Source organism: Rhizobium albus (genome assembly GCA_030160035.1).
Taxonomy (GTDB): domain Bacteria; phylum Pseudomonadota; class Alphaproteobacteria; order Rhizobiales; family Rhizobiaceae; genus Georhizobium; species Georhizobium albus.
Genome location: BSNO01000003.1, coordinates 1133176 through 1148232, shown reverse-complemented (window position 1 = coordinate 1148232; position 15057 = coordinate 1133176). Strand labels below are relative to the sequence as shown.

Below are 15057 nucleotides of genomic sequence, written 5' to 3'. Positions count from 1 at the left end.
ATCGAATGAATGCTTGGCCTCGTCTTCTTTCAGCGCCTCTTTACCGGCCATTAACCCTAACAGTTCGATAAGAGGAGGAGCCTTGATCGGCCGCGTCGAACGCGCACGGACGGATACTCATGATCGCCATCTCTCGCCCCCGGGCGCTGCTTCTCACTCTTGCCACCTCGCTGCTGCTTGGCGGATGCTCCGGTTACCGACCGGCACCGGAGGGATTCAGCGCCGCAACCATCCAACCTTACCAGTTGGATGCGGGTGACCGGCTGCGCATCACCGTCTTCGAGCAGGCGAGCCTGACAGGCACCTATTCCATTGACCAGGCCGGCTACGTCGCCTTTCCGCTGATTGGCTCGGTACCGGCCCGCGGCCGTTCGGTGCAGGAACTGGAAGGCGCCATCGCTGCAAAGCTGCGCGAAGGCTATCTGCGCGATCCGGACGTCACGGTCGAAGTCGATCAGTACCGCGCCTTCTTCATCATGGGCGAAGTGGGTGCTGCCGGCCAGTATTCCTACGTGCCCGGCATGACTGTGCAGAACGCCATTGCGATTGCCGGTGGCTTCACGTCGCGCGCCAATCAAAACGATGCCGACGTTACCCGCAAGATCAACGGCGAGGTGATCACGGGCCGCGTACCGATCTCCGATCCCATCATTGCCGGAGACACCATCTACGTCCGCGAGCGGCTGTTCTGAGCCAGATGTCCACTCAAGGACCGCTGCGCATCATTCACTGCTTTCGATCGCCCGTCGGCGGGATTTTCCGCCATGTGCGTGATCTGGCGGAACGCCACAGCCAACAGGGACATGCCGTCGGCATCGTCTGCGACAGTTCAACAGGCGGCGCTTACGAAGACGCGCTGTTCGAAAGCATTCGTCCGCATCTGGCGCTGGGTCTGACCCGGCTGCCGATGCAGCGGTCCATCAGCCCGAGCGATCTCAGCGCCGGGGTAAAGAGCTACAGAGAAATCAAGGCATTGCGGCCGGATGTGTTGCATGGGCATGGCGCCAAAGGTGGCGCCTATGCCCGGCTCGCCGGCACGTTCCTACGGGCATCTGGGTATTGCGTAGCCCGTTTCTATTCCCCGCATGGCGGAAGCCTGCATTACGATCCCGGCTCGACCAGGGGCCGCGTGTTCTTCGCGATCGAGCGCTTCCTCGAGCGCATGACGGATCGACTCGTCTTCGTCTGCGACTACGAGGGCAACGTCTACGCGCGAAAGATCGGTGCGCCGCGTACCGCCTCTCAGACGGTCTATAATGGCCTCCGCCCCGCTGAGTTCGAGCCCGTTGGCTTGAGCGAGCCCGCCGTCGACTTCCTCTATATAGGCATGATGCGGGACCTGAAGGGCCCGGACGTCTTCATCGACGCGTTCGTCGAGGCAGAGCGGCTGTCGGGGCGGCCTCTTTCGGCATTGATGGTCGGGGATGGCGACGACAAGCCGCGCTATCAATCGGCCCTCCAGACGCTCGGTCTCGCAGACCGGGTCACCATGCGCCCCGCCATGCCGGCGCGCGAGGCGTTTGCGATGGCGCGGACCGTCGTCGTGCCGTCACGAGCGGAAGCGATGCCCTACATCGTGCTGGAAGCGGTTGCGGGCGCAAAGCTGGTTATCGCCACCCGTGTTGGCGGCATTCCCGAAATCCTGGGCAAAGACAGTGCCGCCTTGGTCGAACCAGGCAGCGCCCCCTCGCTTGCAGCGGCAATGTCGAAGGCGATTCTGGACCCTTCGAGCCTCAACGCGGCCATGCCCGATCGGGCAGAATTCGCGCAACGCTTCTCGGTGGAAACCATGGCCGACGGCGTCATGTCCGCCTATGGCGCAGCGCTTGCCGAGGCGAAAGCGCGGGGCCTCAAACGCTTCCCATCAAGCCTTTCTTAGCTCCTTCCTGATAGGCGTTGTGGATCGATGAAGAGGTCCGTGCGCTCATGAAGAACGAGAAACGTGCCCCGCTGTTCGACCCGCAGGCGCTTCGCGAGCAGCTCTCCAGCAACGAAGCCGGGCCGACAGCAGCGCCTGGGGCAAGCGTATCTGAGGAAACTCGACGGCTGGCTGACCAGATTGCTTCGCAGCTGCGCGAAGAAAGCTATTCGCCGCGCATGATCGTCGGGCTCCTGCGCCTGTTCGAATTCGCCGGGCTCTTTCTGGGCGCCATGGGCATCTATCTGATCTACGTGCTGCCGCAGGAAGCCTTCGCGATCAGCTACCCGACATCCATCCTCATCGGCTCCCTGCTTGCCGTTTTCCTCATCCAAGCGGCCGACGCCTATCAGGTTCCGGCGCTCAGAACGCCAATACGAACGCTCAAGCGCGCTTTGATCGCCTGGTGCGCGACGATCGCGATCATGGCGGTGGCTGCCTTTTTTCTCAAGATCGGCGAGGAATTCTCGCGCCTCTGGATCGCGGGCTGGTTCCTCTTCGGCTGCGCGTTCCTCTTCGTCAGCCGCCAGTTCACCGCCTTCGCCATCAAGCGCTGGGCACGCGATGGCACGATGGAACGGCGCGCCGTCATCGTCGGCGGCGGAGAGACCGCCAAGACCCTCATTCGCCAGATCGAGCAGCAGCCGAACAACGATATCCGCATATGCGGCCTCTTCGACGATCGCGACGAGGCCCGTTCGCCAAGCATGGTCGCCGGCTATCCGAAGCTCGGCAATACGACAGATCTCGTGGACTTCGCCCGCCGCGCGCGCATCGACATGCTCATCATCGCGCTGCCGATCACGGCGGAGGCGCGCGTTCTGCAACTGTTGAAGCGGCTGTGGGTGCTGCCGCTCGATATCCGACTGGCCGCCCACACAAACAAGCTCCGCTTCCGGCCGCGTTCCTATTCCTATGTCGGCGACGTGCCGATGCTCGATATCTTCGATCGACCGATCCGCGATTGGGATTCGGTTGCCAAGCGCATCTTCGACATCTGCTTCTCGCTGGGTGCGCTCCTGGTTCTCTGGCCGGTGATGCTTGGAGCCGCGATCGCGGTGAAGACGACGTCGAAGGGTCCGATTCTCTTCAAGCAGAAGCGCCATGGCTTCAACAACGAGGAAGTCGAGGTCTTCAAGTTCCGGTCGATGTACACGGAGATGAGCGACCCGACCGCCCTGCTCGCCGTCACCAAGAATGATCCGCGCGTGACGCCTGTCGGCCGTTTTATCCGCCGCACGTCGATCGACGAACTGCCGCAGCTCTTCAACGTGCTCAAAGGCAGTCTATCGCTCGTGGGCCCCCGCCCCCATGCCGTGATGGCGCAGACCCGCGACCGGCTCTTCGTCGAGGTGGTCGATGGTTACTTCGCCCGTCATCGCGTGAAGCCAGGCGTGACCGGCTGGGCGCAGATCAATGGCTGGCGCGGCGAGATCGACAGCGACGAGAAGATCAAGCAGCGCACGGCCTACGATCTCTACTATATCGAGAACTGGTCGCTCTTCCTCGACCTCAAGATCCTGTTCCTGACACCGCTGCGCCTGCTCAATACGGAGAACGCCTATTGAGCCTCGTCGGCCACGCCCATGAGACGTTCAGGCCGGCCTCTGCGCCGGTATCTCATTCATTTCGTATCGTCGGTGCGGCGATGGTGGCGTTTGGCGTGTTCCTCTCCGGTTTCGTTATCAACGAACCGGCGCCTTACGAACTCTTCATGGTCGGCCTGATCGGGCTCTGGGCCGTCTTCGGCATATCCCTGTCGCGCGCGATCATGCCGCTGATCGTGCTGCTGATCCTCTTCAATGTCGGCGGACTGATCGCGCTGACCCAGATGGCCAATCTGGAAGGCGGGCCGCTTTACATGGCGGTGTCGCTGTTCTTGGCGCTGACGTCGATCTTCTTTGCAGTGATCATCGAGGCCGACCATCGCCGGCTGAAGCTGATCTTTCTCGCCTATGTCTGCGGCGCGCTGGCAACGGCCATGCTCGGCATTCTCGGCTATTTCGGCGCGATCCCCGGCGCTGAGATGTTCACGCTCTACGATCGCGCGCGCGGCGCCTTCCAGGACCCGAACGTCTTCGGCCCCTATCTCGTGCTGCCGGCGCTCTATCTCATTCACAGCCTGCTGACCGGCAAGATCACGGCCGCACCGCTGACACTCGGTGCCCTCCTCATTTTGACCTTTGCGATCTTCCTGTCCTTCTCGCGCGCCGCCTGGGGGCTCTACGCGGTCAGCATCGTGATCATGGTCTTTGCCATGCTGATCAGCTCGCAGAGCGCCAAGTTCCGGCTGCGGATCTTCACGCTGGCGCTTTGCGCGATCCTCGCGATGATCGGCGCGCTCGCTGTGGCGCTGCAGTTCGATGCGGTGTCCGATCTCTTCACGGTGCGCGCACAGCTCGTGCAGGACTATGACGGCGCGCGCTTCGGCCGATTCGAACGCCACAAGATCGGCTTCATCCTGGCCATGGAGAAGCCACTCGGCGTCGGCGCCGTCGTCTTCGGCACGATATATGGTGAGGACACGCACAATATCTGGCTGAAGGCGCTGATGGACTATGGCTGGCTCGGCTTCGTCACCTATCTCGGCCTGATGATCTGGACGCTGACGCTCGGCTTCCGTTACCTGCTGCGCGACCGGCCATGGCAGCCCTTTTTGCTGACGACCTACATCGTCTTCTTCGGGCATATCCTTATCGGCACCGTGATCGATACGGATCACTGGCGCCATTTCTATCTACTGCTCGGTATTCTCTGGGGATGCTTTGCCTTGGAGGCTCGGTATCAGCGCGAACGCGTCAGGTCTGCGGCTTCTTCTGGCGCCCGAGCAGCAGCGGCACCAGCGCGGTCAGGATGAAGAGCCGCATGACGTGATGGGCGGCCACGAAGGCCGGATCCGCGTCGAGCAGCACCGCCATCGCCACCATTGCCTCCACCCCACCCGGCACGAAGGCGATCAGCACCTGCGTCATCGGCAGGCCGAGCGAGATCGCGATGATGGCCGCAAACGCTCCGGCGAGCGCAGTCGCCAGCACGGTGATGGCGAAACCTGCCGTGACCGAACTCTTCAGCATCTGTGGCGTCACGCCTGAGAAGCGCGACCCGATCATAGCCCCCATCACCAGGAAGGCCGGCATCTGAAGCCAATTCGGCATGACGCCGGACACGATGCCGGTGAGATGGGTGAAGGTCGAAATCACCATGCCGCCGATGAGAAGTGCTGCCGGAACCTGCAGCTTCTTGAACAGCATGCCTGCAGCCAATGAAGCGACGAAGATCAGTGCGATAGCGAGCGGCTCCATCGTCGCAAGCGCCGTGCCGGGCAGATTGGTGCTGCCGCCCATTGCGGTGATCGCGACCGGGATGATGAGCGTGATCGCCAGAACACGGATCGACTGGACGATGCTGACCTTGCGGATATCGGCATCGAGGTCGGACGACAGCGACAGGACATAGGACAAATGGCCGGGCGCCGCCGACAGCAGCGCCGTGTTTCGATCATAGCCGTGAGCCCGCATCAGATAGCGGCTCGTCGCGATCATGATGACGACGAGGCTGAGTGCCAACACGATGAAGCTCGCCGGCCACTGGCGCGCGGTGTCGATGACCTCCGGGGTCACACCAGTCCCGATGCTCATGCCGATCATGATGAGCGCGAAATTGACGAGCGGCATCGGCAGGTTGAGCTTTGCCCCGGCAACGCCCGCGAGCGACACCGCCGCAGCCGGGCCGGTCAGAAACGGCGCCGGGAAGCCGATCAGCGAGGCGATGGCCGCTCCGACAGCGGCGATCGCGAGGATGATCGCCGTATCGCTGATCTGCCGCATGGTCACCAGGTGTGGCTCACATCGGCACCGGGTAGCGCCGATACACGGCCTGGATGTCTTCCAGCACATCGTCGCCGAGCGTCACGTCGACGGAGGCGATGTTGGTGCGCAGCTGTGTCATCGTCGTCGCGCCGATGATCACGGACGTCATGAAGGGCCGGGTTAGACAGAAGGCGAGCGCCATTTGGGATGGATCGAGCTCGTGCTTGCGCGCAACCGCGAGATATTCCTCGACGACGGCAAACGAAATTTCGCCAATGCGGCCACCGAGATCCGGCGTTGCCGCGCGGCGTGTGCCGGCTGGCGTCACGTCACCCTGGTATTTGCCTGTGAGAAGGCCCGCGGCGAGCGGCGAATAGGCAAGCAGGCCGACATTGTCGTGATGGGCAAGCTCGCCAAGATCGAGATCGAAGATGCGCTGCATCAGGCTGTATTCGTTCTGGATCGACTGCACGCGGGGCAGGCCGCTCGCTTCAGCGATCTTCAGATATTGCGCCGTGCCCCATGCGCTTTCGTTCGACAGCCCGACATGGCGCACCTTGCCGGCCTTCACCACCTCGTCCAGCGCATGCAGTGCTTCGGTGATGTCATCCTGCGCCTGCTGCCTGTCCTGCTTCGAGGGATCGAAGCTCCAGGACTGGCGGAAATGATAGGAGCCACGGTTTGGCCAGTGGAGCTGATAGAGATCGATGTAATCCGTCTGCAGGCGCTTCAGGCTCTCGTCCACGGCCTCCAGAATGCCGGCGCGATCGATCTTGCGACCACCGCGCACATAGTCCCTGCCCGGCCCGGTAATCTTCGAGGCGATCACCACATCCGAGCGGCGGCCGGAGCGCGCGAGCCAGCTGCCGATGAAGCGCTCGGTGTCGCCCATCGTCTCCTTCGACATTGGGTTCGTTGGGTACATCTCCGCGGTGTCGATGAAATTGACGCCCTGCTCCACCGCGTAATCGAGCTGCTCGTGTGCCTCAGCCTCGCTGTTTTGCGTGCCCCAGGTCATCGAGCCGAGACAGATGGCACTGACGTCAATATCGGTGCGACCGAGCTTGCGGTAGATCATCGCGCATCCTCATGCTTGTCGTGAAAAGCCATGCGGCGGCCGCCACCGGCAGTTCTCTTCTTGACCAGCCGCCACCGCTTTTTCAACCCCTTGGGTGGCGGAGGCACTCATTCCTTGCGCCGGTTGCCGCGTAGGTGCGGTTGATCCAGCGGCCCGGCAGCGCCATGTTCCATTCCGTGCCAACTGGAACAGGAGATCGCATGTTCATTGCCATGAACCGCTTCAAGGTGAAGTCCGGGTCGGAAACGGCGTTCGAGGATATCTGGAAGAATCGAAGTTCGTCGCTGGCAGACGTGCCGGGCTTCAAGGAGTTCCATCTCCTGCGCGGGCCAGTCCATGAGGATGAGGGTTACACGCTTTTCGCCTCGCACACGGTCTGGGCGTCCGAAGCGGCGTTCAAGGACTGGACGAAGTCCGACGCGTTCCGCCAGGCACATCGCAATGCCGGCGACACGAAAGCCGAGTATCTCGGCCCGCCGCAGTTCGAGGGCTTTACGATTGTCGAGGGGGCATGAATTTTGGGGGAGAATGGTCGGAGCGGCGGGATTCGAACCCACGACCCCTTGACCCCCAGTCAAGTGCGCTACCGGGCTGCGCTACGCTCCGACCTGCCTTCGTGAAGGCTCGGACTGTCTAGTCGTTCACCGCGATCAAGGCAAGCCCGCCCCCGCGCAATTCCAAGCGCAATTTCATGGGTCGGCGCGCCGCTCGGCCGATGGGTTACCGAACCTGGTCCAGAAGGCGTTTGCATTCCAGGAGATCGTACAGCGCCTCCTGCAACAGCGCCTTGTTTTCCTTCGACAGCGCAGCGCCATCAGTCGCCGCAGCCTTGTCGCCCTCGCCGCCGAAGCCGAACAATCGGCGACCTGTCGGCACTTTGGGGCGGCCGATGACCTGATCCGGCTCGGCAACCTCGATGCTCGGCGCATTGGTTGCGGCTTCGGCAGTCAGCGCCTCCATCGACGCGACATCGCCATTGCCGACAGCGATGACGAATTTCGGGCCGTTCTGCTTCAGAAGCTTCTGCACGCCTTTGATGGTGTAACCCTGATCGTAGAGCAGATGGCGGATGCCCTTGAGAAGCTCGATATCGTCGGGCCGGTAATAACGCCGCCCGCCACCCCGCTTCATCGGCTTGATCTGGGTGAACCGGGTTTCCCAGAACCGCAGGACGTGCTGGGGCAGATCGAGGTCGTCTGCGACCTCGCTGATCGTGCGAAACGCGTCCGGACTTTTTTCCATGCCAACCTCCGTCGCAACGAGGAGCACCACATCGAGGGGGCCTAATGGCATGCATTTCAATCGCTTGTGGGACTTATTTCAAGCCCCGGGCGCATGTGGTGCACAGAATTCGGGGGAGCGACCTTCGCCGGTCAGGCGGTGGAAGCGATCTTCTGTCCGGTCTGGCGAACGCGGTGGGTCTTCAACACGCGCTGCTTCAGTACGTTCGAAGCCTTGAAGGTCATGACGCGGCGCGGCGAGATCGGCACTTCCTCGCCAGTCTTGGGGTTCCGACCGACACGCTCGTTCTTGTCGCGAACCTGGAACGTCGCGAAGGACGACAGCTTGACAGTCTCCCCCCGCACGATGGCGTTGCAGACTTCTTCGATGACCATCTCGACCAAGGCGGCAGATTCGGTTCTGGAAAGGCCCACCTTGCGGAATACGGACTCGGCCAGGTCAGCTCTGGTAATCGTTTTTCCGCTCATAATCCCGTTCCGAAATGTCGAAAACGAATGTCAAAACACGTTCCAATGAATTGAGATTATTGGCCTTTGAGCGACGCGTCAAGGAAGCACGCCTGATGCTTTTGGAGCGGGCGCCGATCACCAGCGAACGAGGACAGCACCCCAGGTGAAGCCGCCGCCCATGGCCTCAAGCAGGACGAGATCGCCCTTCTTGATGCGGCCATCGGCTGCAGCCGTCGCGAGTGCCAGCGGGATGGAGGCGGCAGATGTGTTGCCGTGACGATCGACGGTGATGACGACCTTCTCCGGCGCGATGCCGAGCTTCTTGGCCGACGCGTCGATGATACGCACATTGGCCTGATGGGGAACGAACCAGTCGAGATCTTCCGAGGACAGGCCGGTGGATTCGTAGGAAGCCTCGATGACATCGGTGATCATGCCCACCGCATGCTTGAAGACCTCGCGGCCCTCCATGCGCAGATGGCCGACGGTGCCGGTGGAGGACGGTCCACCGTCGACATAGAGCTTTTCCTTGTGGGAACCGTCGGAGCGCAGGTGGGTCGTCAGAATGCCGCGATCGGCAACCGTGCCCTCGCCTTCCGCGGCCTCGACGACGAGCGCGCCGGCGCCATCTCCAAAGAGCACGCAGGTCGTGCGGTCGTTCCAGTCGAGCAGGCGCGAAAAGGTTTCGGCGCCGATGACGAGAGCGCGGCGTGCCATCCCGCCCTTGATGTAGAGATCGGCTGTCGTGAGCGCATAGACGAAGCCCGTGCAGACGGCCTGAACGTCGAAGGCTGCGCCATGCGTCATGCCAAGGCGTGCCTGGATGTTGACGGCCGTCGCAGGGAACGTGTTGTCCGGTGTCGAGGTGGCCAGGATGATCAAGTCGATGTCGTCGGGTGTCAGCCCCGCATTGTCGAGCGCAGCCCGTGCGGCCGCTTCACCGAGCGATGCCGTCGTTTCGCCCTCGCCTGCGATGTGACGCTGGCGAATGCCGGTGCGCTGGACGATCCACTCGTCGCTGGTATCGACCACATTTTCGAAATCACGGTTCTGCATGATGCGCTTGGGCAATGCACAACCAACGCCCCGGACGACTGTTCTGATCATCAAATTTCCCGTTCCGGCAGAGATGGACGCCGCGTCAAATCGCGGCTTCGGCCCGTGCCAGCGCCGGCGCCCGGCGCGCGTGATAGAGGTTCAAATCCGCTTCGATCTTCTTGCGCAGATCGTTGCGCGCCATGTCGAGCCCGACTTCGACGGCAGCCGCGAAGCCTTCCACGTCGGTACCGCCATGGCTTTTGATCACGATTCCGTTGAGGCCGAGAAACACACCGCCATTGCCGCGGCGCGGATCCATCTTCTCCTTCAGCCGCTGAAAAGCATCGCGGGCGAACATGTAGCCGATCTTTGCTCGCCACGTGCGCGACATGGCAGATTTCAGGTAGGACGCGATCTGGCGCGCCGTGCCTTCAGCGGTTTTCAGCGCGATGTTGCCGGCAAAGCCTTCGGTCACCACGACATCGACGATGCCCTTGCCGAGATCGTCGCCTTCCACGAAGCCGTGATAGTCGAGATCGAGGAACTTGGCCTCGCGCAGGAGCCGGCCTGCTTCCTTCACTTCTTCCTGGCCCTTGATTTCCTCGACACCGATGTTGAGGAGGCCAACAGTCGGCCGCTTCACGCCGAAGAGCGCGCGGGCCATGGCCGCACCCATGACGGAGAAATCGATCAGCTGCTGGGCATCTGCGCCGACTGTCGCTCCGACGTCGAGCACGATGCTCTCGCCTTTGAGCGTCGGCCAGATCGCCGCAATGGCGGGACGTTCGATGTTGGCCATGGTGCGCAGGCAGAATTTGGACATCGCCATCAAAGCGCCGGTGTTGCCGGCCGAGACGCAGACATCGGCCTCTCCGCTTTTTACCGCCTCGATCGCCTTCCACATGGAGGAGCGCCAGCGGCCCTTGCGGAGCGCCTGGCTCGGCTTGTCGTCCATTCGAACTGCGATCTCACAAGCTTCGAACCGGCTTGCCGCCTGCAATTTCGGAAAGCGCTCCAGAACCGGAAGGCACTGCGATTCGATCCCGTAGATGATGAACCGCACGTCTGGATAGCGCTCGAGAGCCTTTGCAGCGCCCGGAATGACCACCGCAGGGCCTTCGTCGCCGCCCATCGCATCGAGGGAAACTGTAATCACGCTATCTCGTCCAATCTGCTTTCGGGGGCCGAACGGCTCCTGAGCGGGGCCGAAAATACTGTTTTTGCGCCGTCACACAACTCGACCGGGACGAAAAAGAGACGACATCACCAGAATGAGCGCCGGGAGATCGCTCCGCGTGGCGCTGTTCGTTTTACTGGCTGTCGCTTTTCCAGCCCTTCAATACTGCGAATGGCGATGGTTTGCCGTCGCCTTCCTGGCCGTCGCTTTCGATATGCTCGACGAACTCGGCGCCTGGCTTTCGCGGATACTGGTCGATCGACATCGCGGCATATTCGGCCGCAACTGCGCCTGCGTCGATCGTGTCACCGGTGAACACTTCGGGCAGATCGGGCGCGTCCGCATCGATGACCAACTCGCCATTGACGACTTCATTGCGGGCGAGTTTCGAGCCTTCCGGCACGAAGAGCACTTCGATCTCTTCCTCGATAGTCTGCTCGATCGGCTCGAGCGTCACCACGCATGCCTGCTCCAGCACGGCATGCACCGTGCCGAACAGGCGGATGCCGTCGCGCTTCCAGCGCACCACGGAAAAGTCTGCGGAGAATGCGCTGACGGAGAGAACGCCCCATGTCTGGGCCAGGGCAGCACGTTCCCGCTCATCCGCCTCCATGTGGACGGTGATCGGGTTGGCCGAAACATGGCCGACCTTGACGGCGAACGAAAATGGCTGAACGGGGTCTCTCATACGGCCTCCCTCACTTCCGGCACGACGAAGGACAGACGCCCGTCCATGATCGAGCCATCGGGCTGACCGGCGAGATGCGCCTCCAGCGCAACCAGATGATCGGCCAAAGCGTGCATGCCCCGTCCCTCGGCGCTATCGCGCGAGAACGGGAACGTCGGATGGACGTTGCGCGACAATGCTTCCGACAGGGCCACCCGGTCGCCCGCGTTGAGCGCCACACTGTAGGATTCGACACGGCCGTAGAACATCTTGGCGAATTTCTTCATGCGCTTTGGCACGCCGGTATCGCCGATGCCGATCTCCCGGATCGAATGGTCGATGTCCTGGAAGAAGGTGTCGACCATCTCCTGGGTAAAGGCGCGAAGTGGTCCGTCCGCCTGGCCGGCACGACGCAGGAACAGCACCATATGCACCGCCACCATCTCGAAACGGCCCATGACCGTGTCGGGCACGCCAAAGCGCTCATAGAAGAGCGGCTGACGTGCCGCTTCGGTCAGATGCACATAGGTATCGTCGACGACGCGCTGGTTGGTCTTTCTGCGGCCGAATAGCGAAAAAATCATCAAATCGCCCAGGTCTCGGTTTCTCAAGGAGCCGTGCCCGCCTCGGGCATGTTGCAACTCAACGGCGGCTGGTTTACCGAAGCGAGCCTGAAAAGCAAATGGGCTGCGGTGGCCAACACTGCGCCGCACACTGTCGCCGGCAATTCTTGCAGTGACAGGATCATGAAGGGAGATGTCGTTGACGCGACGGTATTTCAAGTATGGCGGTACGATCCTGCGTGCCGGTGTGGCGGTTGTCGCACTGTCTGGCGCCATGGTCGTCTCGGGTTGCTCGACATCGGAAGTTCTGAAGCAGGGCTACGTGCTCGACGAGGACACGCTGGCCCTGGTGCCGGTCGGCTCCAGCCGCGAACAGGTTCTCCTTTCGCTCGGCACGCCGTCCACGACCGCGACCTTCGACAATGACGAGGTCTTCTACTACATCTCGCAGACGCGCAGCCGTCCCGTCGCCTTCATGAAGCCGCGCCTCGTCGATCAGCGCGTGCTCGCGGTCTATTTCACGTCAGAAGGCACAGTTCGCCAGATCGCCAATTACACCTTGCAGGATGGTCGCGTGTTCGACCTGATCTCGCGCACGACGCCAACCGGCGGCCGCGATCTCACCTTCCTCGGTCAGTTGCTTGCTGGTCCCGGCGAAGGCGGCGGCGCGATACCGAACCCGTTCGGCCAGACGAGCGACGGCAACCCCTACTGACGGGGCGCTGAAGTTCACAATTATAAGAGGCTCCGAGGGCGACCCCGGAGCCTTTTTCTTTGACTGTAATCAGGATCAGTGGGCGAGGACTGCCAGAAGCAGCAGCGCCACGATGTTGGTGATCTTGATCGCCGGGTTGACGGCCGGTCCGGCCGTATCCTTGTAGGGATCGCCGACCGTATCGCCGGTCACCGATGCCTTGTGAGCGTCCGACCCCTTGACGTGCTTGACGCCGTCCTTGTCGATGAACCCATCCTCGAAGGACTTCTTGGCATTGTCCCATGCGCCACCGCCGGACGTCATGGAGATGGCAACGAACAGGCCGTTGACGATGACGCCGAGCAGAGATGCGCCAAGCGCCGCAAATGCCGAGGCCTTCGATCCGGAGATCAAGAGCACGCCGAAATAGACGACGAGCGGGGCGAGCACCGGCAGCAGAGACGGGATGATCATTTCCCGGATGGCGGCCTTGGTCAGAAGGTCGACCGCGCGGGCATAGTTCGGCTTGGACGTGCCGGCCATGATGCCCGGATCCTCGCGGAACTGGCGCCGCACCTCTTCCACGATGGAGCCCGCAGCCCGGCCTACGGCCGTCATTGCGATGCCACCAAAGAGATAGGGGATGAGACCGCCGAAGATCAGGCCGGCGACCACGTAGGGATTCGAGAGCGAGAACGAGATATCTCCCATGTCGGCGAAGTACGGATATTGCTCCGAATTCGCCGCGAAGAACTCCAGGTCATTGGAATAAGCAGCGAAAAGGACGAGCGCGCCGAGGCCCGCCGATCCGATCGCATAGCCCTTGGTGACCGCCTTCGTGGTGTTGCCGACCGCGTCGAGCGCATCCGTGGAGCGGCGGACTTCCGGCGGCAGGCCGGACATTTCTGCGATGCCGCCAGCATTGTCGGTGACCGGGCCGAAGGCATCGAGCGCCACGATCATGCCGGCGATACCGAGCATGGCCGTGACGGCGATACCGGTGCCCAGCAGGCCGCCGAGCTGGAAGGTGGAGATGATGCCCGCGACGATGACGATCGCCGGCAGTGCGGTCGATTCCAGTGAGACGGCAAGCCCCTGGATGACGTTGGTGCCGTGGCCGGTGACGGATGCCTGGGCGATCGAATTGACCGGCCGCTTGTTGGTGCCGGTATAATATTCGGTGATCCAGACGATGAGGCCGGTCACGGCAAGACCGAGGATGCCGCACAGGAACAAATTGGTTCCGGTGATGTCCATGCCATCGACCTGGCCGATCGAGCCCCAGCCGATGGTCAGTGACGTGGCGGCGCCAAGTCCGATGATCGACAGGAGCCCGGTCACGAGCAGGCCCTTGTAGAGCGCGCCCATGATGGAGCCGTTCGAACCGAGACGCACGAAGAACGTGCCGACGATGGAGGTGACGATGCAGGCAGCGCCGATCGCCAGCGGATAAAGCATCACGCTTGCCAGAATCTCGGTGCCGGCGAAGAAGATCGCGCCAAGCACCATCGTCGCGACGATGGTGACCGCGTAGGTTTCGAACAGGTCAGCCGCCATGCCGGCGCAGTCGCCGACATTGTCGCCGACGTTGTCGGCGATCGTTGCCGGATTGCGCGGATCGTCTTCCGGGATCCCCGCTTCCACCTTGCCGACGAGATCGCCGCCGACATCCGCACCCTTGGTGAAGATGCCGCCGCCGAGACGGGCGAAGATCGAAATCAGCGATGCGCCGAAGCCAAGCGCAACAAGCGCGTCGATGACCACGCGGTCGCCGGGACCAAAGCCCATGATTGCAGTCAGGATGAAGAAGTAAACGGCGACGCCGAGCAGAGCGAGACCGGCAACGAGCATGCCCGTGATGGCGCCGGACTTGAACGCGATGTCGAGACCGGCCGACAGGCTGTGTGCAGCGGCCTGCGCGGTGCGGACGTTGGCGCGCACCGATACATGCATGCCGATGAAACCGGCTGCGCCGGACAGCACGGCGCCGATGAGGAAGCCGACCGCGGCGGTTGCCCCGAGAAGCCACCAGGTCAAGGCGAAGACGACGACGCCGACGATGGCGATGGTCGTATATTGTCTGGAGAGATAGGCCTGTGCGCCCTCGCGGATGGCACCGGCAATTTCCTGCATGCGCGCATTGCCCTGGTCGGCTGCGAGAACCGATTGCGTCGCCCAGATGGCGTAGGCAATCGCAAGCAGGCCGCAAGCAATGACGGCGATCAAAATGCTCATTCCTCTTAATCCTCCTGGTGGTCTTTTCGGCGCCTCGAGTCCCCGACGCCGCCTTCCTCCCGAATCGCCAAGCCACTCGGGCTCTGCGACGCTCGGTCGCAGTGGGCGGGATGATTGCCCTACGGTCAAGCCCGGTCAAGTGCATTGAACATAAGGAGAAAGTTATAAGTTGCAGCCGCTCGAGGCG

General features: G+C 62.3%; 15 protein-coding genes and 1 tRNA gene. 6 read left to right on the top strand and 10 right to left on the bottom strand.

The window, feature by feature from the left end; all coding sequences use genetic code 11:
* Positions 1-119 precede the first annotated feature (119 nt).
* The 4 genes from QQL76_RS13170 to QQL76_RS13155 all read left to right on the top strand — a co-directional run bounded on the left by QQL76_RS13170 (position 120) and on the right by QQL76_RS13155 (position 4775).
* On the top strand, positions 120-692 hold the full coding sequence (locus QQL76_RS13170) for a polysaccharide biosynthesis/export family protein (protein WP_499208029.1): 573 nt from the start codon (positions 120-122) through the stop codon (positions 690-692).
* A gap of 5 nt (positions 693-697) precedes the next feature.
* Positions 698-1879, top strand: coding sequence for a glycosyltransferase family 4 protein (locus QQL76_RS13165; RefSeq protein WP_499208028.1), 1182 nt, complete (start codon positions 698-700; stop codon positions 1877-1879).
* Positions 1880-1926: 47 nt separating this feature from the next.
* Entirely contained in the window at positions 1927-3486 is a 1560-nt protein-coding gene (locus QQL76_RS13160; RefSeq protein WP_499208027.1) for a sugar transferase, read from the top strand.
* 80 nt (positions 3487-3566) lie between these two features.
* On the top strand, positions 3567-4775 hold the full coding sequence (locus QQL76_RS13155; protein ID WP_499208372.1) for an O-antigen ligase family protein: 1209 nt from the start codon (positions 3567-3569) through the stop codon (positions 4773-4775).
* Here the strand turns inward: QQL76_RS13155 and QQL76_RS13150 are convergent.
* Both QQL76_RS13150 and QQL76_RS13145 read right to left on the bottom strand, forming a co-directional pair.
* Positions 4717-5745 carry an AbrB family transcriptional regulator gene (locus tag QQL76_RS13150; RefSeq protein WP_499208371.1) on the bottom strand — a complete coding sequence of 343 codons (1029 nt, stop codon included), beginning with the start codon at positions 5743-5745 and terminating at the stop codon, positions 4717-4719. The genes QQL76_RS13155 and QQL76_RS13150 overlap by 59 nt on opposite strands.
* Positions 5746-5761: 16 nt before the next feature.
* Positions 5762-6805, bottom strand: a complete 1044-nt coding sequence (locus QQL76_RS13145) for an aldo/keto reductase (RefSeq protein ID WP_499208026.1) — start codon at positions 6803-6805, stop codon at positions 5762-5764.
* Positions 6806-7005: 200 nt separating this feature from the next.
* On the opposite strand from QQL76_RS13145, the gene hmuQ reads away from it, so the two are divergent.
* The gene (hmuQ, locus tag QQL76_RS13140) at positions 7006-7320 is read left to right on the top strand and encodes an antibiotic biosynthesis monooxygenase family protein (RefSeq protein ID WP_499208025.1); all 315 of its coding nucleotides are present in this window, start codon (positions 7006-7008) and stop codon (positions 7318-7320) included.
* 14 nt (positions 7321-7334) lie between these two features.
* Here hmuQ and QQL76_RS13135 read toward each other — a convergent pair.
* The 7 genes from QQL76_RS13135 to QQL76_RS13105 form a co-directional block, all read right to left on the bottom strand.
* A tRNA-Pro gene (locus tag QQL76_RS13135) sits at positions 7335-7411 on the bottom strand.
* Positions 7412-7525: 114 nt separating this feature from the next.
* A complete protein-coding gene (locus tag QQL76_RS13130; protein WP_499208024.1) occupies positions 7526-8047 on the bottom strand; it encodes a MerR family transcriptional regulator in 522 nt (173 codons plus the stop codon).
* A 131-nt stretch (positions 8048-8178) separates the two neighbouring features.
* On the bottom strand, positions 8179-8514 hold the full coding sequence (locus QQL76_RS13125; protein WP_126010718.1) for an integration host factor subunit alpha: 336 nt from the start codon (positions 8512-8514) through the stop codon (positions 8179-8181).
* A gap of 117 nt (positions 8515-8631) precedes the next feature.
* Positions 8632-9603 (bottom strand): beta-ketoacyl-ACP synthase III, encoded by a 972-nt coding sequence (locus tag QQL76_RS13120; RefSeq protein ID WP_499208023.1) that lies wholly within the window; start codon positions 9601-9603, stop codon positions 8632-8634.
* Positions 9604-9637: 34 nt separating this feature from the next.
* Complete coding sequence (gene plsX, locus QQL76_RS13115; RefSeq protein ID WP_126010720.1) at positions 9638-10690, bottom strand: phosphate acyltransferase PlsX; 1053 nt, start codon at positions 10688-10690, stop codon at positions 9638-9640.
* Positions 10691-10844: 154 nt separating this feature from the next.
* Positions 10845-11399, bottom strand: coding sequence for a DUF177 domain-containing protein (locus tag QQL76_RS13110; RefSeq protein WP_499208022.1), 555 nt, complete (start codon positions 11397-11399; stop codon positions 10845-10847).
* Entirely contained in the window at positions 11396-11962 is a 567-nt protein-coding gene (locus QQL76_RS13105; protein WP_499208021.1) for a ubiquinol-cytochrome C chaperone family protein, read from the bottom strand. Before QQL76_RS13105 ends, QQL76_RS13110 begins: the two co-directional genes overlap by 4 nt.
* Before the next feature lie 178 nt (positions 11963-12140).
* On the opposite strand from QQL76_RS13105, the gene QQL76_RS13100 reads away from it, so the two are divergent.
* The gene (locus QQL76_RS13100; RefSeq protein ID WP_499208020.1) at positions 12141-12656 is read left to right on the top strand and encodes an outer membrane protein assembly factor BamE; all 516 of its coding nucleotides are present in this window, start codon (positions 12141-12143) and stop codon (positions 12654-12656) included.
* A 75-nt stretch (positions 12657-12731) separates the two neighbouring features.
* On the opposite strand, the gene QQL76_RS13095 is transcribed toward QQL76_RS13100, so the two are convergent.
* Positions 12732-14870, bottom strand: coding sequence for a sodium/proton-translocating pyrophosphatase (locus QQL76_RS13095; protein WP_499208019.1), 2139 nt, complete (start codon positions 14868-14870; stop codon positions 12732-12734).
* Positions 14871-15057 lie beyond the last annotated feature (187 nt).